The 18,793-nt window shown below is 72.6% G+C and carries 17 protein-coding genes; 8 read left to right on the top strand and 9 right to left on the bottom strand.

Annotation, left to right across the window (positions count from 1 at the left end; all coding sequences use genetic code 11):
- Positions 1-1,029 precede the first annotated feature (1,029 nt).
- Positions 1,030-2,481, bottom strand: a complete 1,452-nt coding sequence (locus PINTE_RS22010) for an O-antigen ligase family protein (protein ID WP_157087270.1) — start codon at positions 2,479-2,481, stop codon at positions 1,030-1,032.
- A gap of 462 nt (positions 2,482-2,943) precedes the next feature.
- Between PINTE_RS22010 and PINTE_RS14555 the strand changes: the two genes are divergently transcribed.
- From PINTE_RS14555 to PINTE_RS14545, 4 genes are all read left to right on the top strand, one after another.
- Positions 2,944-4,113 (top strand): glycosyltransferase family 4 protein, encoded by a 1,170-nt coding sequence (locus tag PINTE_RS14555; protein WP_169798539.1) that lies wholly within the window; start codon positions 2,944-2,946, stop codon positions 4,111-4,113.
- 208 nt (positions 4,114-4,321) lie between these two features.
- Positions 4,322-4,597 carry a hypothetical protein gene (locus tag PINTE_RS22790; protein ID WP_157087269.1) on the top strand — a complete coding sequence of 92 codons (276 nt, stop codon included), beginning with the start codon at positions 4,322-4,324 and terminating at the stop codon, positions 4,595-4,597.
- A 74-nt stretch (positions 4,598-4,671) separates the two neighbouring features.
- Positions 4,672-7,272, top strand: a complete 2,601-nt coding sequence (locus PINTE_RS14550; RefSeq protein WP_068432151.1) for a glycosyltransferase — start codon at positions 4,672-4,674, stop codon at positions 7,270-7,272.
- A gap of 549 nt (positions 7,273-7,821) precedes the next feature.
- The gene (locus PINTE_RS14545; protein ID WP_157087268.1) at positions 7,822-9,087 is read left to right on the top strand and encodes a hypothetical protein; all 1,266 of its coding nucleotides are present in this window, start codon (positions 7,822-7,824) and stop codon (positions 9,085-9,087) included.
- Here PINTE_RS14545 and crtI read toward each other — a convergent pair.
- Positions 9,075-10,565, bottom strand: a complete 1,491-nt coding sequence (crtI, locus tag PINTE_RS14540) for a phytoene desaturase family protein (RefSeq protein ID WP_068432128.1) — start codon at positions 10,563-10,565, stop codon at positions 9,075-9,077. The genes PINTE_RS14545 and crtI overlap by 13 nt on opposite strands.
- A 9-nt stretch (positions 10,566-10,574) precedes the next feature.
- Positions 10,575-11,180, bottom strand: a complete 606-nt coding sequence (idi, locus tag PINTE_RS14535; RefSeq protein WP_306304864.1) for an isopentenyl-diphosphate Delta-isomerase — start codon at positions 11,178-11,180, stop codon at positions 10,575-10,577.
- A gap of 235 nt (positions 11,181-11,415) precedes the next feature.
- Here idi and PINTE_RS14530 point away from each other — a divergent pair, with 235 nt between their 5' ends.
- The 4 genes from PINTE_RS14530 (at position 11,416) to PINTE_RS14515 (ending at position 13,854) form a co-directional block, all read left to right on the top strand.
- Entirely contained in the window at positions 11,416-12,435 is a 1,020-nt protein-coding gene (locus tag PINTE_RS14530; RefSeq protein ID WP_068432125.1) for a COX15/CtaA family protein, read from the top strand.
- A gap of 276 nt (positions 12,436-12,711) precedes the next feature.
- Positions 12,712-12,969 carry a type II toxin-antitoxin system Phd/YefM family antitoxin gene (locus PINTE_RS14525; protein ID WP_068432122.1) on the top strand — a complete coding sequence of 86 codons (258 nt, stop codon included), beginning with the start codon at positions 12,712-12,714 and terminating at the stop codon, positions 12,967-12,969.
- A 1-nt stretch (position 12,970) separates the two neighbouring features.
- Positions 12,971-13,228, top strand: coding sequence for a Txe/YoeB family addiction module toxin (locus PINTE_RS14520; protein ID WP_068432119.1), 258 nt, complete (start codon positions 12,971-12,973; stop codon positions 13,226-13,228).
- Positions 13,229-13,254: 26 nt separating this feature from the next.
- A complete protein-coding gene (locus PINTE_RS14515; protein ID WP_169798538.1) occupies positions 13,255-13,854 on the top strand; it encodes a DUF998 domain-containing protein in 600 nt (199 codons plus the stop codon).
- Positions 13,855-13,879: 25 nt separating this feature from the next.
- On the opposite strand, the gene PINTE_RS14510 is transcribed toward PINTE_RS14515, so the two are convergent.
- The 6 genes from PINTE_RS14510 to PINTE_RS23295 form a co-directional block, all read right to left on the bottom strand.
- On the bottom strand, positions 13,880-15,061 hold the full coding sequence (locus PINTE_RS14510; protein ID WP_084343627.1) for a polyprenyl synthetase family protein: 1,182 nt from the start codon (positions 15,059-15,061) through the stop codon (positions 13,880-13,882).
- Positions 15,042-15,563, bottom strand: coding sequence for a DUF2505 domain-containing protein (locus tag PINTE_RS14505; protein ID WP_068432109.1), 522 nt, complete (start codon positions 15,561-15,563; stop codon positions 15,042-15,044). Before PINTE_RS14505 ends, PINTE_RS14510 begins: the two co-directional genes overlap by 20 nt.
- The gene (locus tag PINTE_RS14500) at positions 15,563-17,278 is read right to left on the bottom strand and encodes an FAD-dependent oxidoreductase (protein ID WP_245642962.1); all 1,716 of its coding nucleotides are present in this window, start codon (positions 17,276-17,278) and stop codon (positions 15,563-15,565) included. Before PINTE_RS14500 ends, PINTE_RS14505 begins: the two co-directional genes overlap by 1 nt.
- Positions 17,275-18,024 carry a class I SAM-dependent methyltransferase gene (locus PINTE_RS14495; protein ID WP_068432106.1) on the bottom strand — a complete coding sequence of 250 codons (750 nt, stop codon included), beginning with the start codon at positions 18,022-18,024 and terminating at the stop codon, positions 17,275-17,277. Before PINTE_RS14495 ends, PINTE_RS14500 begins: the two co-directional genes overlap by 4 nt.
- Positions 18,021-18,467 carry a hypothetical protein gene (locus PINTE_RS14490; RefSeq protein ID WP_157087267.1) on the bottom strand — a complete coding sequence of 149 codons (447 nt, stop codon included), beginning with the start codon at positions 18,465-18,467 and terminating at the stop codon, positions 18,021-18,023. The genes PINTE_RS14495 and PINTE_RS14490 overlap by 4 nt, the downstream gene beginning before the upstream one ends.
- Positions 18,464-18,793, bottom strand: a 330-nt coding sequence (locus PINTE_RS23295; protein ID WP_217996598.1) for a DUF5914 domain-containing protein, incomplete at its 5' end; no start/stop codon positions are given. The genes PINTE_RS23295 and PINTE_RS14490, both read right to left, overlap by 4 nt.

Genomic DNA, 18,793 nt, shown 5'->3' with positions numbered 1-18,793 from the left:
GCGGCCCGGGTGCTCGATCGGCAGCTCGGCGGGGCCGGGCCGCGGTTGGGGCGGGCGGAGTTCGACGCGGCGTTCGCGGCGGCGTCGGTGCGACCGCCGGTGCCGGCCGAGCCGACGCGGCTGTGGATCGCGCCGGCCAACTTTGCCGGTCAGGGCCGGGCGTGGGCGCAGGCGGTGCAGGAGCACGTGCCGGGGGCGGGGGCCCGCAACATGGCCGTCTCCGGGCGCCTGGTGTTCGCGGCCGACCAGGTCGTCGACCCGGTGATCTACCGTGACCTGGCCTGGCAGCGGGCTCAGGAGCGCTACGTGCTGGCGAACTACACGCACGTGCTCGTGGAGTCGGAGCGGCCGGTGTTCGGCACGCTGTACGGGCGCACGTGCGTGCAGGACGTGCGGCGGCTGCGGAGCGCGGGCCTGAGCGTGGCGCTCATGTCGCACGGCTCGGACCTGCGGGTGCCGAGCGAGCACGCGCGGCGGCACCCGTTCTCGCCGTTCGCGCCGGGCGCGGGAGCGAGCCCCGAGATCGACGCGACGACGGCCAAGCTCGAGGTGCAGGCGCGCCGCAACCGGGAGCTGCTGGCCCGCTTCGACGGCCGGGTGTTCGTCTCGACGCCGGACCTGCTCGACGACGCGCCGCACGCGGTGTGGTGCCCGACAGTCGTCGACCCGGCCCAGTGGCGCAGCGACGCGCCCGTGCTCGAACGAGCGGTGCCGCGCGTCGTGCACATCCCGAGCAACGGGCACCTCAAGGGGTCGGCGCACATCGACGCCGCGCTGCGCCCGCTGCACGAGGCCGGGCTCATCGACTACCGCCGCCTCGACGGCGTCGGCCGCGAGGTGCTCACGCGCGAGTACGAGCAGGCCGACATCGTCGTCGACCAGGTGGCGATGGGCCTCTACGGTGTCGCCGCGATCGAGGCAATGGCCGCCGGCCGGGTCGTGCTCGCCTACCTCGGCGAGCCTGTGCGCGAGCGCATCCGGGCCTCGACGGGGCTGGAGGTGCCGATCGTCGAGGTGAGCCCGCACACGCTACTGGAGACGGTGCAGCGCCTGATCGACGACCGGCGGTCGAGCCGCGCTCGCGCCGACGCCGGACCCGGCTACGTGCGGGCGGTCCACGACGGACGGCGGTCCGCCGGTCTCCTGGGCGCCTGGTGCCGGCCTCCGCACGGGTAGCGCGGCCCACCACACCGCGCACGCGGACGCGAGGATCGTCCACCAGGTCTGGTAGGTGAGCGACGAACTCGCCGTGCACGCGAACGCGACGAAGGACAGCAGGTACCCGGCCATCTCGACCCGCACGTCGCGGTCCAGCCGCGGGGCCCGGCGACCGAGTCTCCCGGCCAGGCACACGCGGATCAGCAAGCCCAGCGCAGCGACCATCACCGCTGCCACGACGACGCCGTACTGGCTGAGGATCTCGAAGAACGCGTTGTGCAGATTGGTCGTCGCCTTGAATCCCGAGTGCGGGTCGGCCTTCAGCAGCGGCTCGAACGACCCGGCTCCGGAACCGAGGTATCCCGACTCCTGCAGGTACCGCAGGCTGGCTTGCAGGAGCCGGAGCCGGCCTCGGTCCGACGAGGCGGTGTGTCCGTTCCAGCTGGCGGACCACAGCTCGCTCAGCGGGTTGATGCGGGCCAGCGAGGGAATGACGAAGGACGCCATGACGAGCCCGGCCACCCCCACGCCTGCGCCCGCGCGCAGGTACCGACGCCGGGGCGATCGTGGCGCCTGAGGCGATGCGTCCGGGTGACGTGTAGTGCGTCGCCAGACCTCCAGGGCCATAAGGATGATCAGCGCGCCCACGCCCGAGCGGCTCTGAGTGAAGATGATCACGATCGATCCCACCGCCACCAAGGCGTCGATCGCGTACCGGGCGATGGCGTTCGTGGTCTGGGCCCGCAGGGCGAGTGCGCCGGCGAGCATCGCGATCATCGCAGTCGACAGGTTGTTGGGGTTGACGAAGGTGCCGACGGGGATGCGGCGCTCCGTCCAGGGAGCCAGTGGCTGGCGGAAGAGGTAGGTCTTCTCGGCGATCTCCCACAGGCCGAAGGCACAGGACAGCGCGAGCGCGCCAGCCCACCCGGCGCGCACGCCGAGCGCGCCCGTCGGAGCGCCGCGGGTGCCCGCGAGCGCCACGCAGGCGGTGAAGATCGCCAACGTGAGCTGATCGATCTCGCGCGTGGCTGCAGCGGCGTTGGGGGCGACCTGTACCGCGTACGGCATCCACGCCAACAGGCAGGCTGCGGGCGCGAGAAAGGCCCACGGTGGCACCGCCGACCACCGGCGCAGCGGCGTGGTGAACGCGCAGACCACCGCGGCCAGCACGAGCGCGATGTATACGGGTGCGAGCCAACCGCGGTCGGCCAGCGGACGGGCCGCGTACGCGCCGAGGCTGCCACCGATGACCGTGACGGCGGTGATCAGGGCACCGAGACGAGCCAGGTTCCGCGCCAGGTGCCTGTTCACCCATGCATTCACACCGTCACTGTAAGCGCCCGGTCGAGGGCCACCGACTTCGTCGGTGTGTCGGCGTAACTATTCGCATTCCCGGGCTGGAAATTTCTTTACCGAAGGTCTCCAGAGTAAGAGATGAGTAAAGATTCACCGACGGCTCCTAGTCGTCGGATCTTCGGTGATACAGTCTGCGATCAGCTCGCGTACAGCCGGGAAATATGTTGCGATACAAGCGATCCCGGTCATCGGGCGGGTGTTCTGTGTGGGTCGGCCAGGCTACCCGCGGTTGCGCGACCCGTCGTCGCTGAAGAGGAGTGCGAAGTGTCGACGTTCACCGGCCGGAGGTTGACCAGTCGACATGAGGTCGCGCCCAAAAGGCCCGACCGGCTGCTCGTGGTCACGCCGTGGTATCCGAACGAGACGAATGTGTTCCGGGGAACTTTCGTGCGGGAGTCGACGCGTTCCGTGGGTCGGTTCTTTTCCGAGGTGACAATCCTGCATCTGGAGAACGTGGCGGAGAACGATGACCGCTCGCCCCAGTGGACCGACACGCCGGAGGGGCGGCTCCTGTGGGTTCCGGTGCCGACGAGCCCGACGACCAGCCGTGGCCAGATGATCCTTCGGCAGCGGGAAGCCGCCATGGGAGCCGCGCATGACGTGCTCCGCACTGCCGACGTCGTGCATTGCCACGTCGGGGCGCCCACGGGCGCGGCGATCGCACCGCTCCTGCCGAGCGCGGCCCGTCTGGTGGTCACCGAGCACGCCTCCTATCTGCCGAGGGTTTTCCGTGATCCGCTGGGCGCGGAGCTCTACGGGCTGCTGCGGCAGCGGGCGGACGCCTTCACCGCGGTGTCGGCTCAGACGGCATCGCTCATCGACACCGCCATCCCCGTTCCCGCGCACCGGCAGCCTGTCAGCGTCATCGCCAACCCGGTCGACATGCGACGGCTGCCGCTGCGTCCCGAGCGCACCGCTCGGATCGCGCGTTGGCTCTTCGTGGGCAACCTCGTCGAGGCCAAGGGGGTGCGGCGGCTCGTGCGCTCGTTCGCGCGCTGGGCGAGCGCCCATGCCGACCGGCCGTGCGCGCTGACCCTGGCCGGCGACGGTCCCCTGCGCGGCGAACTCGCCCAGCTGGCCGCAGAGCTGGGCGTCGGCGATCGGGTGCACTTTCTCGGGCGGGTCGAGCCGGATGCGGTCGGGGAGGTGTATCGGGGTCACGACGTCCTCGTCCACCTCTCGCACGGTGAGACGTTCGGGCTCACCTGCGTGGAGGCCGCGGCCAGTGGGCTCTCCGTCGTCGTCACCACGTGCGGGGCGCCGGAGAGCACCCTCCTCGCCCACCGCGCCGTCGGCTTGGCTGCCTTCGTGCCCGTGGCCGACGAGGACGACGTGGAGTCGGTGTGTGACGCGGTCGATGGGTTGGACGCGCCCGTCGAGAACGGCCTTCGGGAGCTGTCGCGTCGGCAGCTGTCGAATCAGTACGGAGCCGAGGCGATCGGTGACGCTCTGCATGCCGTTCTGATCGGCGGGTCCACAACTCCGCGGTCCGCCCGGGGATCAGGCTGCTGGCCGTCGCCCAGACCCCGGCCCAGCGACGCGCGTGCGAGACCGCCCTCGCCACGGCTGCGTCACTCGGTGGCGGTGGCGTGTACGTGACCTTCGGTCCCGCCGGACGCGTTCTCCCGCAGGCTGTTCGCGTCATCGACCTCACCGCTCCGGGGGCCTGGATGGCTCCGGCGCCGGATGGCCGGAACGGCCGGCGGGCGGCTCTGCGGCTCGGAACGGGCGCAACGCTTGGTCGAGCGGAGGCTGCCCTGGTGTCCGGCTCTTTCTTCGCGTTCTTCGGCCGCTGGGGAGAGCGCGTGTGGAGGCGGTGGGCCCCGCGCTACGTCGCGCGCAAGCTGGCCGCTCCGGGTTCTTCGCCGACGGCGGGGCGGCGGTGAACTCGGCTCTTCGACTCGGCGCGATGGCAGATCCGTTCATCGAGGGCGCCGCAACGGCGACGCCGGATATCGACGTGCGCGGCGCGTGGACGGCCGTCGACATCGCGCGGCGACATGTGCGCCTGCTCGACCGGCGGCACGAGCGGCTTCGTCGACAGGGCGCTCGCACACGCACTGACGCGGGCCGTCGCCGCTGAGCGGCCGGTGACCTGCACTGACGATGCGTCTGTGGGTGGAGGATCGGCCGGATGACCTGTGCGATCCTCGAATGATGCCCGCACGTGTTCTCATGATGGTCGGCAACGATATTCGGCTGGATACTCGCGTCTACAAGAGTGCGCTCGCGCTGGCGGACGGGGGCCTGGACGTCACGGTGCTCGGCTGGAGCCCGACGGGATATCGCGAGGACACCCGGTTCGGCCCCGTGCGCATTGTTCGTGAGCCCGTGCCGTGGCGGCTGCGGGACGAGGCGGCGGCCCGCAGGCGGGCCCGGCGCGAGCGCCGGCTGGTGCCGGCGCCGCCCACCGCGGATGAGCGTCGCACCATGCGGCTTCGGTACCAGCTGCGCAGATCGGAGACGGTCGAGCTCGGCGCGGGCGGGTCGCGGCGGGCCCGGGCCGGATTGACCCGGGCGCGGGGAATCGCCCGCAACCAGTGGGGCAAGGCCTTGTCGGCGGTGTCCGACCGGGAGGAGCAATGGCGCGAGTCGTTCGCCGAGTGGGTCGACGAGCAGACCGCCTTCGCGGGATGGCGGCACGTGCTCCCCGAGATCGACGACTACGACCTGGCGTTCGCCCCGGTCATCGACTCCCTCGACTGGGAGATCTTGCACGCGCACGACGTGCACCATGTCGGCACCGCAGCCCGGGCCGTTGCCCGCCGGCGGGCGCAGGGCCGTTCTGCGATGTGGGTCTACGACGCGCACGAGTACGTCGCCGGTCTGTCGGTCTACCCGCCTCGCACCAAACGGATCGTCGCCGCCTTCACGAGGCTCGAGGCGGAGTTCATCGGCCTGGCCGACGCCGTCGTCACGGTGACTCCGGCGCTGGCGGACCGGCTCCGGGAGCAGTACTCGTTGCCGTTGACCCCGACGGTGGTCATGAACTCGCCGCAGCTGTCGGCCACTCCACGCCTCGATGGGCCAGACGTGCGCGAGGCGTGTGGGCTCGACCCGGACACCCCGCTGATCGTCTACAGCGGCGGGGTCACCTCGGCGCGCGGTGTGCCGACCCTCATCGAGGCCCTGACCCTGCTGCCGGAGGTCCATCTGGCCGTCGTGTGCGTGCCCCACAACCGGACCCGCCGGATCGTGCAGATGTACGAACGGGCGACGGAGCTGGGGGTGGCCGACCGCGTGCACCTGCTCGATCCGGTTCCGCCCGCACAGGTCGCCGCATTTCTCGCGACGGCGGACGTGGGGACGGCTCCCTTCCTGCACTTCGGCAGCCATGAGTTCGCCCTGCCCAACAAGCTCTTCGAGTACCTGCACGCGGGCCTCCCGCTGGTCGTCAGCGACTGCCGCGCCCAGGCCGAGTTCGTGCGGGACAAGGGTGTCGGCGCGGTCTTCGAGGCCGAGGACGTGGCCGCCTGCGCCGCGGCCGTGCGCGACGTGCTCGGCCGCCGGGACGAACTGCACCGCCGCATCGTCGACGACGACGCCCTGCTCGAGCCCTACTCGTGGGAGCGGCAGGCCGCCACGCTGCGAGGGCTGTACCGTACCCTGCTCGGCGACCAGGCGTCCGTCACCGAGCCGCGTTCGGAGAGCGCCCTGCAGGACGTGCACGAAGAACCGGCCTGGCGCTCCGGCCGGTCCGTCGTCGGCATCGGACCGGCCAACTTCGCCGGCCAGGCGTGGGCCTGGGCCAAGGCCCTCGAGCGCGAGCTCCCGGGTCTGAGCACACGTGTCATCAAGGTCGATCGGGGCGACATCGTCACCTTCGACGCCGACGACACCGTCGACCTGGCGACCTTTCGGCGCGACCCCGCCTGGAGTCAACGCCTCGAGGACGCGGCGATGGCCGGCTGGACCCACGCGCTGTTGGAGGCGGGCCGCCCGCTGTTCGGCATTCGCAACGGCAAGGACTTCGAGGGGGATCTCAAGCACCTGCGGGCCCGTGGCGTGCGGGTCGGTCTCATCATGCACGGCTCGGAGATTCGCGATCCTCGTCGGCATGCGACCACCACGCCCTGGTCGCCCTTCGCCGATCCGCACGAGGAACTCACCGCGAGCCTGCAGGCCCAGCGCGACGTGCTGTCGCTGAAGGTGCTGGCCTACGCGTCGCAGGGCGTGCCCGTGTTCATGTCGACGCCCGATCTGCTCGCCGAGGTGCCCGGTTCGATCTGGCTGCCGGTCGTCGTCGACGTGCGGCGTTGGCGGCCGGGGGCGCCGGTGCTGGAGCGCCGGCGGCCGGTCGTCGTGCATGTGCCGAGTCGCGCCTCGATCAAGGGCAGCGCTCGGGTCGACGAGGTGCTGACCCGGCTCCACGAGGCGGGTCAGGTCGAGTACCGGCGACTGCAGGGCATCGAGCCCGCCCGCATGCCCGAGATCATCTCCCACGCCGACGTGCTGCTCGACCAGTTCGCCCTCGGCAGCTACGGGGTGTTGGCGTGCGAGGGCATGGCTGCGGCCCGTGTCGTGCTCGGGCATGTGACGCCGGACGTCCGGCGCGCGGTTAAGGCCGTCTGCGGGGTCGACCTGCCCGTGCTGGAAGCGACGCCGGACACCATCGAGGAGGTGCTCGCGAGCCTCGTCGCGGATCGGGAAGGTGCCAGAGCCCGGGCCGAGCACGGCAGGACCTTCGTCGAGACCTTGCACGACGGGCGGCACTCCGCCGGAGTGCTGCGCGATCACCTGGGACTGAGCGGCGGCTGACGCCGTCCGGTGTCCGCACCCGGCGGGGCGGAACCTGCGGCACCTGCCGATTCCACGTCAAGAATTTGCCATTTCTTGACTAAAGGGTGGGTTTGACTGCGATTGACGGTGAATTCTGCGGTCCGGTCACCGATAAGATCCACAGGTGTGCCGCCTCGAATTCTGATGCTGACCGCGCCCGGAAGTCAGCGCTACCCACACTGCTCCGCCGTGGCTGCGGCGCTTGCCGACGAGGGACTCGACGTCGCTGTGCTGTCGATCGATCCCACCTCGGACCGCCGAGGGGATCGCCCCGGCGCCCCGGCGACCTACTCGCAGCACGACACCAAACCCGTTGGTGCGGAACAGGCCCCGAGCCGTGCGGAGCTGACCCTCCTGCGCTACCAGCAGCGGCGTCGAGAGGCGCACGAGCTGGGTGGCGGACCGCGGGGTGGGCGCGTAGCACTGGCCGCGCTCGCGTGCGGACGCCAGGAAACGATGAATAAGTTGTCGGGTCGAAATGCGCTGAATCCGGACCCGGAGAATGCGCCACAAAGCGCGAATCGCCACATGTCCGGGGCCGCACGGTTCTCCTGGCGCATTCCCGCGGTGGGGAGTTGGGGCGCGAGCAGTGTCGATGACGTGCTCGATTCTCACGAATGGGACGTGCTGCATGTGCTGCATGCGAGCCTGGTGCCCCTGGCCGCGCGTGCGGCGGACCGACGCCGGGCCCGCGGGCGGTCGGCGACCTGGGTGTGTGATCTCGACCGGCACCCGTGGGTGACCGCACCGGCACAACAGCAGGAGTCGGCCCGCGCCGCAGCGACGGACCGCGACGGGGTGGATGTGCGTCGCGCGGGTGCGGTCATCGTCGCCACCCAGGAACTGGCGACGGCGGCTCAGGACTACTACGGGTTGGCGCAGCGCCCCACGGTGATCACCGGCCCGACCACGTACGGGACTCCTCCGTCGACCGCGTCGAGGCCGGTGCTCTCTCCACCCGACGCGGCACGCCTGCGCGCCTTGTACCGGTGTCTGCTCCAGACCGGCGCCGACGTGGCCGAACCGACCGCGCCGACGACGCAGGACCCCGTGGGGGAGGCGGTGAGTGAGCAGCGTGGCACGTGCGTGGTCGGAGTGGGGCCCATGAGCCTGCCCGGCCAGGCCGACTCGGTGGCGCGGATCCTGGAGCGCCAGTTGCCGCACGTGGTCTGTGATCCGGTCCGATCGCAGGTCACCGAGCGAGAGGCGCGACGCCGCGAGGAGGACGCGCGGCGCACGTGGACCCATGCGCTCGTGGATCCCGGACGCTCACCGTTCGGGCGCCGCGGCGCGTGCACCGCAGGAGAGATCACTGGGCTGCGCGAGGCGGGAGTGCGAATCGGCCTGGTGCTGCACCGGGCGCCCGTGGGGGTCGACGCCGGCTCCGGCTGGGACTCGGTTCCGGAGGTTCACGATCCGCTGGACGAGGAGTACGGCGACTGCGTCGACGCCGGTTCGGTGGCTCGATGGTTCATCGACGCGCGGATCGGACCGGTGTTCGTGACATCGGCGAGGCTGCTCGCCGCCGTTCCGGAGGCACACTGGCTGCCCGTGCCGGGCGACTCCCCGTGGGCGCGGAGCGACGGGAGGCCACCCGCCGATCGTGACGCCGGCCACGAGGCCGTGCGGGCGCTGCGCGACCACCTCCTGCAGGCGCCGGGGGCCGTCGCAGTTCAGGCGGCACGGGTGGCTGCGCGCTCCCAGGCCGTGGCTCTCGATGAGCTGACCTCGATCACCACCGACGCCACCGACGCCACGGAGACCACCGAGGCCACCGAGCCTCAGGGCGCGTAGGCGGCGACGCGCTGGGCGGCGAGCTTGCCGGAGATCAGAACCATCGGCACGCCGACGCCGGGCACGGTGCCGGAGCCGGCAAAGAACAGCCCAGGGCGGCGGCGCTCGACGTTCGGCGGACGGAACGGGCCGGTCTGGGCGAACGTGTGCGCGAGGGCGAACGGCGTGCCGCCCGCCATGCCGGCGCGGGCCCAGTCGGTGGGGTCGACGAGCTCCTCGGTAACGATGTCGGTCGGGTAGCCGTTCGCCCCCAGGAAGCTCAGCAGCTCCGCGCGCATCCGGGGTCGTTCGCTGGGCCAGTCGATGCGGCCCACCGCGAGGTTCGGCACCGGCTCCAGTACGTACAGGGTCGAGCAGCCGGCCGGCGCGGCCGACGCGTCGTCCTGCGAGGGCACGCTGACCAGCCGAGACGGGTCGCGCATGCGGGTGCCGCGCGTCAGCAGGTCGTCGAAGCACTCCTCCCACGCGGCGCCGAAGTGGATATTGTGATGCGCCGCGCCCGTCGGCGCCCCGCGCACCCCGACGTGCCAGACGACCGCCGACGGCGAGTACCGCGGCCGCTGCACCGCGACCGGCGGCGTGAGGTCGGGCAGCAGCCGGTCGTACGCCGTCGGCACGTCGATCGTGCACACCACCGCCTCGGCTCCCAGCCGCTCGGTCGCGCCCGAACCTGAGGCGCCCGAAGCGATCTCGACGCCCGCGACGACCCCGTCGGGCCGCGTCAGCACCCGCGTCACCGGCGCGTCGTAGCGGAACTCCACGCCCGCCGCCGCGGCGGCCGCCGCCATCGACTCCGGCACCGCCCGCATACCGCCGCGCGGGAACCACACGCCCTCGATCGAGTCCATGTACGTGATGACCGCGTAGATCGCCAGCGCCTGCTCCGGCGCCAGCCCCGCGTACATCGCCTGGAAGCTGAAGAGCCGGTGTAGCCGCTCGTCGCGAAACCGCTTGCGGATCGCCGGGCCGAGCTTGCCGAACCCGCCCAGAGTGATGAGCCGGGCCGCCGCCCGCGGCGAGCGGGCCAGGTCGAGCGGGGAGTCGAAGTTCGCGTCGATGAAGTGCGGCAGCTCCACCTCGTAGAGGCGCCGCAGCCAGACGACGAAGTCGTCGAAGGCTGCCGCGTCGGCCGACCCGCACTCCCGGGCGATCTCCGCGCGCATCGCCTCGTGGCCGTGCCGCACGTGCAGCGTCGAGCCGTCGGCGAACCTCGCCCGATACGCCGGGTCGAGCAGCTGCAGCTCCAGCGCGTCGTGCACGCCCACCCCGACCTGGCGCAGCGCCTCGTCGATGAGGTCGATCATCGTCAGCACCGTCGGTCCGGTGTCGAACGTGAACCCGTCGCGCTCCAGCCGCAGCCCGCGGCCGCCGGGCCCCGACTGCTTCTCGACGACGGTCACCTCGTGGCCCTGCCCGCGCAGGTGACAGGCGGCGGCCAGGCCGGCCAGCCCGGCTCCGATGACGATGACGTGAGCCACGCGGGCCCCTTACCGCGAGGCCGGCACGACGCCGAGCTCGTCGAGCAGCCGGATCTGTTCGGCGGCCCACGGGCTGAACAGCATCGGGGTGGCGGTCGCCGCGGCGACGACGTCGGGCCACGCGACCCAGGCCACGTCGGCCACCTCGTCCGGGTCCGGCCGCAACGCGTCGGCGTCGATCCGCCCGAGGAACACCGGGCAGATCTCGTGCTCCACGATGCCGCTGACGTCGACCGCGCGATAGCGGTACTCCGGCAGCGCGATCCGCAGGTCGCGGGGGGCCGCGCCGAGTTCCTCGCCGATCCGCCGCTCCGCCGCGTCCGCAACCGCCTCCCGGGGCCGCGGGTGCCCGCAGCAGCTGTTCGTCCACACCCCCGGCCACGTCGCCTTGTGCAGCGCCCGCCGCGTCAGCAGCAGCCGCCCCGCGTCGTCGAAGAGGTAGCTCGAGAACGCCAGGTGCAGGGGGGTGTTCTCGTCGTGCACCCCCAGCCGGCGGGCGGTGCCGACCGGCGAGCCGTCGTCGGCGAGCAACACCACGAGGTCGTCGGAATCGGGGTCGGAGCCGGGGGAGTAGCCGGCGGGAGCCGGCTCGGCGCGGTCGGTCAGATGCGTCACGGTGGCCTTTCGATGATTGCCTGTCCAGCCTACGGGAGCACCGCGATCGGCACCTCTCGCGGCGCCCTCGCGCGCCCGTGCCCGTTCCGGACCTCCGCTCGTGCCTGCACCCGTCCGACGCACCGGGCCGCCTTGATAGCGTCGGGGCCACGCCACACCGCCCACCGGCTGCGCCGCAGGGGCCGTAGGGGCCGCTCCGGCCACCGGCAGGGCGCGGCGCGATCAGGAGACTGTGATGAGCGCGCACGATCAGGCCGACCCGCGGGTGCTGGACGCCGACGAGACCGACCGCCGCAGAGTTCGCCCGGGCGGCCGCGACGCCCGGTTGCTGACCGGCCTGTACCGCCTCGGGTGGGCGTCGATGCTGGCCAACGGCCTGCTCATCGTCACTGGCGGGCTCGTGCGGCTCACCGGCTCCGGCCTGGGCTGCCCGACGTGGCCGCGGTGCACCGACTCCTCGTGGACCAACACCCCGGAGATGGGCATCCACGGCTACATCGAGTTCGGCAACCGCACCCTGACGTTCGTGCTGACCGCGATCGCCGTCGCGACCTTCGTGTGGGGCTGGCGGCTGCGGAAGCAGTACCCGCGGCTGTTCGCGCTGACCGTCGCGTTGTTGGCGGGCATCCCGCTGCAGGCCGTCATCGGCGGCATCACCGTGCGCATGCAGCTCAACCCGTGGATCGTCGGCATCCACTTCATCCTGTCCGCGGCGCTGGTCGCGCTCGCGACCCTGCTCGTCGAACGCAACGCGCGCGCCCGCGCCGGACGCGCGCTGAGCACCGTCGGTGGTCCCGCCCGCGCCGGCCTGTGGGGGCTCGCGGCCGGCTCCGCGCTGCTGCTCTACCTCGGCACCCTCGTCACCGGCGCCGGACCGCACTCCGGCGACTCCGGCGACGTGGCCCGGCACGAGTTCGACATCGAGATGCTTGCCAAGGCGCACGCGTGGGTCGCGATTGCCGTGACGCTGCTCGTCGTCGCGCTGCTCGTGGGCGTGCCCCGCCTCGCGCAGCGTGCCGCCCAACCCGGGGAGGCGAGCGAGGCGGGCGGTGTCGCGGGCCTGCCGGCGGTGCCCGGTCCGGCCGCGATGAAGCGCCTCACTGCGCTGCTGCTCGTGCTGCTCGTCCAGGGCGCCCTCGGCTACTACCAGTACTTCGCCGGGGTTCCGGTCGTGCCCGTCGCGATTCACCTCTTCGGCGCCGCGGTCATCGCCGCCCTCGCCACCTCCGCCGTCGAGCGGGGCCTGCGCGGCTGAGTCCGCACCAGCCCCGTGACCCGTGACCGCACAGTCCGGGCACAGCATGGCCCCGTATCCGGCCGAAGGCTGCCCTTTCGGCCGAGGGCTAGAACTACAGCCGGAGCCCTCGACCGAAAGGGCAGCCTTCGGCCAAGTGGGGGAGGCCTGGGGAGGAGGCGAGCCAAGCGCGACTCAGGCCTCCGGGTTGCTTCCCGGCTCTGTCGGTGCGGGGCGCCAAACACGGCCTTGCAGAACACCGACGGGATGCGTACGCTTTTCTGTACAGGAGGCGCCGTGAAGACCATGAGTTACACCGAGTCTCGAGCCCGCTACGCGCAGGTGCTCGACGCAGTCGCCAACGACCGCGAAGAGATCGTCATCACCCGAGCCGGGCATGAGCCCGTTGTCATCGTGTCGCTGGAGGATTACGAATCCCTGCGGGAGACCGCCTATCTCATGCGCTCGCCCGCCAACGCGCGGCGCCTGCTCGACGCGATGGAGCGACTCGAGACCGGCCGTGGCACTCATCGCGAGCTGCTTGAGACCGACTGACATGCGGCTCGTCTGGGACGAGAGCGCGTGGGAGGACTACCTCTGGTGGCAGGCTCAGGATCGCAAGGTCCTTAAGCGGATCAACCTGCTGCTCTCAGACGTCACTCGCCACGGCAACGAGGGCATCGGCAAACCCGAGGCGCTGCGCTACAACTTCGCCGGATACTGGTCGCGACGCATCACCGATGAGCATCGCCTCGTCTACAAGATCGTCGACGATGAGGTGCGCCTCGCCTCCTGCCGTTACCACTACGGCTGATGAGGGGGCGCATCGCGGCGGTTCTGATGCTGGTCCAGCCGCTCTACATCGTGTGCGAGCTCCTCGTCGCCGCCGCGGTCGCCACGCCCTACTCGCTGCGGGACAACATGATCAGCGACCTCGGCGCCGTGTCGTGCACGCAGATCGCCTATCCGGCCGGGCCGGTCGAGGTCTGCTCGCCCTGGAATCCGCTGCTCAACGGCGCCTTCATCGCCTTCGGTCTGGCGTTGATCGTCGGCGCGGTGTTCCTGCCACGCGCGTGGCGGCCGGGCCGGCTCGGCGCAGCCGCGGCCTGGTGCTGGGTGGTGGCCGGGGCGAGTTCGATCGGCACCGGGCTCGTCCCCCTCGACGTCGACCTCGAGCTGCACTCGCTCGTGTCGCTGCCGGTGTTCCTCGCCCAACCCGTCGCGCTCCTGCTCCACGGCCTGGCACTGCGGGGACGAGCGCTGGGCACGTGGGCGCTCGTCACCGCCGCCGTCAGCCTCGTCGGCACGATCGGCCTGTTCGCCGTGACGATGCTCGCCACGTGGGGCGGTCTCTTCGAGCGGGTGTCCTTGTGGCCCGCGTATCTCTGGCCGGGCGCGCTCGGCGCCCTCGCCCTGCGCCGCCGCGAGACCCGGGCCTGACGCAGGCTCAGCTCGGTCGGCTCGGTCAGCTCGGGCGCAGCGCGAGCTTGCGCGCCAGCTGCGCGAGTTCGGTACGCACGTGGTCGCAGGCGACATGCTCCAGGAGCCCGTTCGCGGCGTCCAGGTGGGCGCTGATGCGGCGGTCGGCCTCCGCCCGCACCCCGGCGGCGTCCATCGCGGCGACGAGGTCGGCGACCTGGGCGGGCGAGGGGGCGGGCAGGTCCGGACGCAGCCGTTCGTGCAGCATCCCGTCGAGGAGGCGGTCGGCGATGCCGAGCACGGTCGTCGGCTTGCGCTGCGCGAGGTCGTCGCCGACGGGCTTGCCGGTGACCGCCGGGTCGCCCCAGATGCCGAGCACGTCGTCGGCCAGCGCGAACGCCAGTCCGACGTGCTCGCCGAACTCCGTGAGCCACGGCGGCGGCGCGGCGTGCGGGGCCGCGAGCAGCGCCCCCAGCTCCAGCGGCCGGGTCACCGTGTACGCCCCCGACTTGGCCGCCGCCACCCGCTCGGTGCTCGGCTGGTCGAAGCGGCCCTGGGCGGCGAACACGAGATCGAGCCGCTGACCCTGCACGAGCTCGAGCACCGCGTCGTCCCACGCCTGCCCGACGCACGCCGGCAGCCCGCGGACCTGCCGCTGCGCGAGCGCGAACACCAGGTCGCCGGCCAGCACCGCCAGGCTCTCCCCGAACCGCGCGGCCTCGTCGAGCTCGTCGGCGGGCCGCTCGGCCGGGCCACGCGGCGTCGTCGCCGTCGAGGCAGCGAGCCGGCCGGCGACCACTCGGTGCGCGGTCGGGGCGCCGCGACGGGTGTCCGCCTCGTCCATGACGTCGTCCTGCAGCAGCCCGAAGACGTGCAGCAGCTCCAGCGCCGATCCCAGCCGCGCGAGCTGGGGGTCGGCGACGGCCGCCTCGGCCCGCTCCCGGCAGCCGTGGCCGCACCCGGGCCCGACCGCCAGGTGGCCGAGGAAGAGCACCCGCGGCCGGACGAGCTTGCCTCCGGCACGCACGAGGTCGTCGACGAGATCCTCCAGCCGGGTACGGCGGTCGAGCACGGAGGCCGGCAGGCCCTCGGTCGCGCGCCGGCGCCCGTTCGCCGCGTACCGCAGGCTCGACGTGATCTCCTCGCCCACCGCGGCGAGAAAGCGCGCCGTGTCGTCCGCGAGGGTGGCTAGTGGCGGGTCGGCGCCCTCAGGACGAGCGGATGACATGGGCCTCCTTGTCAAAGGCGCGCGCGACCTGGTCGAGCACCGCCTTCTCGATCATCGAGCCGAAGAAGGGGATCTCGACGTCGAGATCGAGCTGGTAGGTCAGCGTGCTGCCGGAGCCGGTAGTGCCGGTGGGTGCCAGTCGCGCGCTTCCGGTCAGGGTGGTCGCCGGCACCCCCTGCAGGTCGAAATCGACGTCGGCGTAGGCCGCGCCGTCCTCGTCGAGGTACCAGGCCTCCCGGCGGTGGATGCCGGGGGTGCCGGACATGGCCGAGCGCATCGACGAGGTGACCTTCGAGGGGATCCACGACGTCGGGATGCGGCCGGTCATCGCGACGACGAGCACGGCCCCGTCGGGGGTGTCGGTCGCCAGTTCGACGACCTCCGCCTCGAGATTGCGGTCGGCACGCGCCCGGGCCTGCGCGACCTCGGGGCGCCCGCAGCGGCGCAGGATCGCCTCCGGGGTGTCGTCGAACGTCCAGGTCAGGGTGCGTGCGGTCGTCATCATCGCCTCCCGGTTCGAGTCAGTGCTCCGGCGCGAGCGGTCAGGCCGCGCGCCGCCCGCACCGACCGGCGCAGCCGCGCCGAGGTCGGCACGCTCCAGATGTCGTGCCCGGCGCGGCCCCACCCGGCCAGCAGTTCGTTGGCGGCCTGGAGGCCGGTGGTGGCGGCCCGCTCCATGAGGGCCACCGGCAGCTCGCAGCGAATACCGTCTCCAGCGAGCATGACCCGCGGATCGGGAGTGCGCACCCCGGGACGCCCGGCCCACGGGTCGGTGCCGGCCAGCGGGCAGTCGGCGCGCACGAGCACCTCCTCGTGCACGACCCGCGCCCCGTCGAGTTCGGGGTGGAGCCGGTGCAGCTGGCCGCGCAGGTCGGCGAGCACGGCCTCGTCGGTGACGTGGTCGGGCACCGCGTAGGCGTGCAGTTCGACGACGCTGCCGCCGGTGGCGCGCGCCCAGTCGGCGGCGCCGGCCTCCATGAGGTGGATCGCCGAGACGTTGTCGAGGCGGCCGAACCCGGCGGTGCCGAGGAACGGCGCGGTGTCGGGGCGCACCGGCGCATCGAGCCACAGCCGGTGCACGACGAAGCGGGGCGCCATCGCGCCGGCAGCCACCGCCTCCCGCCACGGCCGGTCGCCGAGCCAGCCGGCGTCGGCGACGAGGCGCTGCAGCGCCGTGCGCTCGGTGGCCAGCACGACCGCGTCGACGCCGGTGACCGCGTCGCCGTCGCTCAGTGCGAGCCGCAGGCCGCGGTCGGTCTCCTCGACGGCCTGCACGGTGACCCCGCAGCGCAGGTGCGCGCCGCGCCCGCTGAGGTAGCGACCCAGCGGCGCCCACCACGTGCTGTCGAAGTCGTCGGCGGCGACGTCGAAGAGCAGCCCCTCGGCCGAGCCGAGGAAGTACGTGTGGAACATGCCGACGAGCTCGCCGCCGGAGAACTCGCGCGGGTCGGCGAAGAAGCTGCGGGCGAACACCTCCAACGCCAGGTCGCGCATGCCGGGCGGAAACCGCAGGGCCGCGAGCACGTCGTGGGCGCTGACGCCGTCGTGGGCGGTGAACGTGGCCGGAAAGTCGACGTCGAGGAGGCCGAGGGCGGCGTCGACGTCGACCCGAGCCAGGTCGGTCAGCCCGAAGGAGGGGCTCGACGCGACGAATCCGGTGATGTTCCACGGCGGCCGGCGGGGGATCGAGGTGAACGAGTCGCGCGAGCCGTCGGCGTGCACCAGCGGATAGTCCTCGATCGGGCGCAGCCCGGCCAGGTCCGGGTCGATGCGCCGCAGCAGCCCGCGCAGGTTGTAGTACTGCCGGAAGAACGCGTGGAAGCCGCGGCTCATCGTGGCGCGCCCGCCGGTGCTGCCGGGGTCACCGGGGTCGCCCGGCACCGAGACCGGCCAGCTGCGCACCCGGCCGCCGAGAGACGCCTCGCGCTCGACGAGGGAGACCTTCACGCCGCGTTCGACGAGGGCCACCGCCGCCGCCAGGCCCGCGATGCCGCCTCCGACGACGGCGACGTGCGGGGTGTCTCCACACAATTGTGTGGATATGTTCGCGCTGGTCGGCGCAGGAATGCGCACCGCCTTGGGGTCGCGGCCCGGGGTCCAGCGAGGGTCGGGCCGACCCAGGGTGCGCAGCACCGCGCGACCGGTGTTCGGGGCGGTCGCGGCCAGGGCCCGGGCGAGGTCGGCGGCCGAACCTGCGGCCGACGATGCGGTGCTCACGGTCGGCTTCCCCACGTCGTGCGGACCATGCCGCGCTGCCACCCGGGCACCGGACGCTGACCGACGTCGACGAAGCCGGCGTCGGTCAGGCGGGCGCGCAGGCGCTGGTCGGAGTCGAAGTCGAGCACGCTGCGCCACAGGTAGGTGAACAGCTGCGGGCGCCGCGTCAGCAGCCACGCCGAGGGGATGATGACGCCCCACGACAGCGCGGTCCAGGCCAGCGCGTCGAGGGGCCGGCCGGCCACCTGGTAGTCGTGCACGACGAGCACCCCACCGGGCCGCAGCAGGGTCCGAGCCGTGGCGAGAAAGGCGTCGCGGTCGGGCACGTTGCGCACGAGATACGCGGCGAAGATCGCGTCGTAGCCGCCGTCGCCCGGCTCCGCGACGAGGTCCTGCGCCTGGGCGTGCCGAAAGGAGACGGTCGCCGGCCAGGTCTTGGTGCGCGCCTGGGCGAGCATGCCGGCCGAGCCGTCGATGCCCTCGATCTCGAACGGCGACCCGTGCTCGGTGAGCGCCCGCACCAGCGCCTGCGTCGACGTGCCGGAGCCGCAGCCGATGTCGGCCACGCGCAGCGGCGACTCGCCGCGGCCCGGGGCGCGACGCAGCCGGCCGGTCAGCACCCGCGCCGAGGCGTACAGCTGCCCCGCGTACCCCGGCGACATGCCGGTGAGCCGGTCGTAGTGGGCGCCGATCTCGTCGAACTCCGGGGTGACCGTGCCCTGCGTGGCCGCGATGGGATGGTTCACGGGCGCTCCTGTCCTTGGTGTTCTCCGGGTTCTCCGGGTCGTCGGGGTTCTCGGGGTCGTCGGGGTGCGCGGTCGTCGTGCCGGTACGTCCACGACGTGAGGGCGGTGACGAGCATGGCGATGAGGGTGCCAAGGAACACGTGCCAGCCGATGACGTGCGCCTCGCCGAGCCCGTACTGCGCGGCCACCGCGACGGCCAGCCCCACCGCGAGCCCGACGTTGATCGGGCCGGCGCTGCGCCGCATGACCACATAGACGGCCGCGGCGGCGACGCACAGGCCGAGCGTGATCGGCGCGCCGACGGCGTGGTTGCGCCAGTAGTGCGGTTCGCCGCCGAGAGCGGCCGCGGCCCAGCCCGCCTGCGCGATGATCGCGCTGATGAGCACGGTGGCCACCGAACGCAGCACCATCATCGGCACGCTCGGAGGGGCGGGCAGCCTCACGACGGCACCGCCGCGAGGCGAGCGGGTTGCCCGGGTTGCCCCGGTTGCCCGGTGCGGTCGAGTGGCTCCGTGCCCTCGGGCTGCTCGGTGCGTTCGGAGGGCTCGGTGCGCTCGGATGGCTCGGTGCGCTCGGGCGCCGCACCGGTGGGCAGGGCCCGCGAGGCCGCGGACGCGAGCAGCGCGCGCAGCAGCGGACGCAGCGCGCCGGCCTGCGCCAGCACGCCCCCGAGGCCGTGCGAGGTGACGAACGCCGCGTCGGTCAGCACCGTCACCGGCCGCCCGGCGCCGTCGCGACCGATGGGGGTGGCGTGCACCTCCAGCACGCT

It is taken from the genome of Piscicoccus intestinalis NBRC 104926 (assembly GCF_001515525.1).
GTDB lineage: Bacteria > Actinomycetota > Actinomycetes > Actinomycetales > Dermatophilaceae > Kineosphaera > Kineosphaera intestinalis.
The sequence above is the reverse complement of the archived record's forward strand: the minus strand, read 5'-3'. Positions and strand labels throughout refer to the sequence as shown.

What these genes read in the sequence shown, in the direction of transcription:
- PINTE_RS14510 (WP_084343627.1), bottom strand. Translation starts at nt 15,061, where the DNA reads ATGTCATCCGCTCGTCCTGAGGGCGCCGACCCGCCACTAGCCACCCTC.
- PINTE_RS14530 (WP_068432125.1), top strand. Translation starts at nt 11,416, where the DNA reads ATGAGCGCGCACGATCAGGCCGACCCGCGGGTGCTGGACGCCGACGAG.
- PINTE_RS14520 (WP_068432119.1), top strand. Translation starts at nt 12,971, where the DNA reads ATGCGGCTCGTCTGGGACGAGAGCGCGTGGGAGGACTACCTCTGGTGG.
- PINTE_RS14515 (WP_169798538.1), top strand. Translation starts at nt 13,255, where the DNA reads ATGCTGGTCCAGCCGCTCTACATCGTGTGCGAGCTCCTCGTCGCCGCC.
- PINTE_RS14545 (WP_157087268.1), top strand. Translation starts at nt 7,822, where the DNA reads ATGTCCGGGGCCGCACGGTTCTCCTGGCGCATTCCCGCGGTGGGGAGT.
- PINTE_RS14505 (WP_068432109.1), bottom strand. Translation starts at nt 15,563, where the DNA reads ATGACGACCGCACGCACCCTGACCTGGACGTTCGACGACACCCCGGAG.
- PINTE_RS14550 (WP_068432151.1), top strand. Translation starts at nt 4,672, where the DNA reads ATGCCCGCACGTGTTCTCATGATGGTCGGCAACGATATTCGGCTGGAT.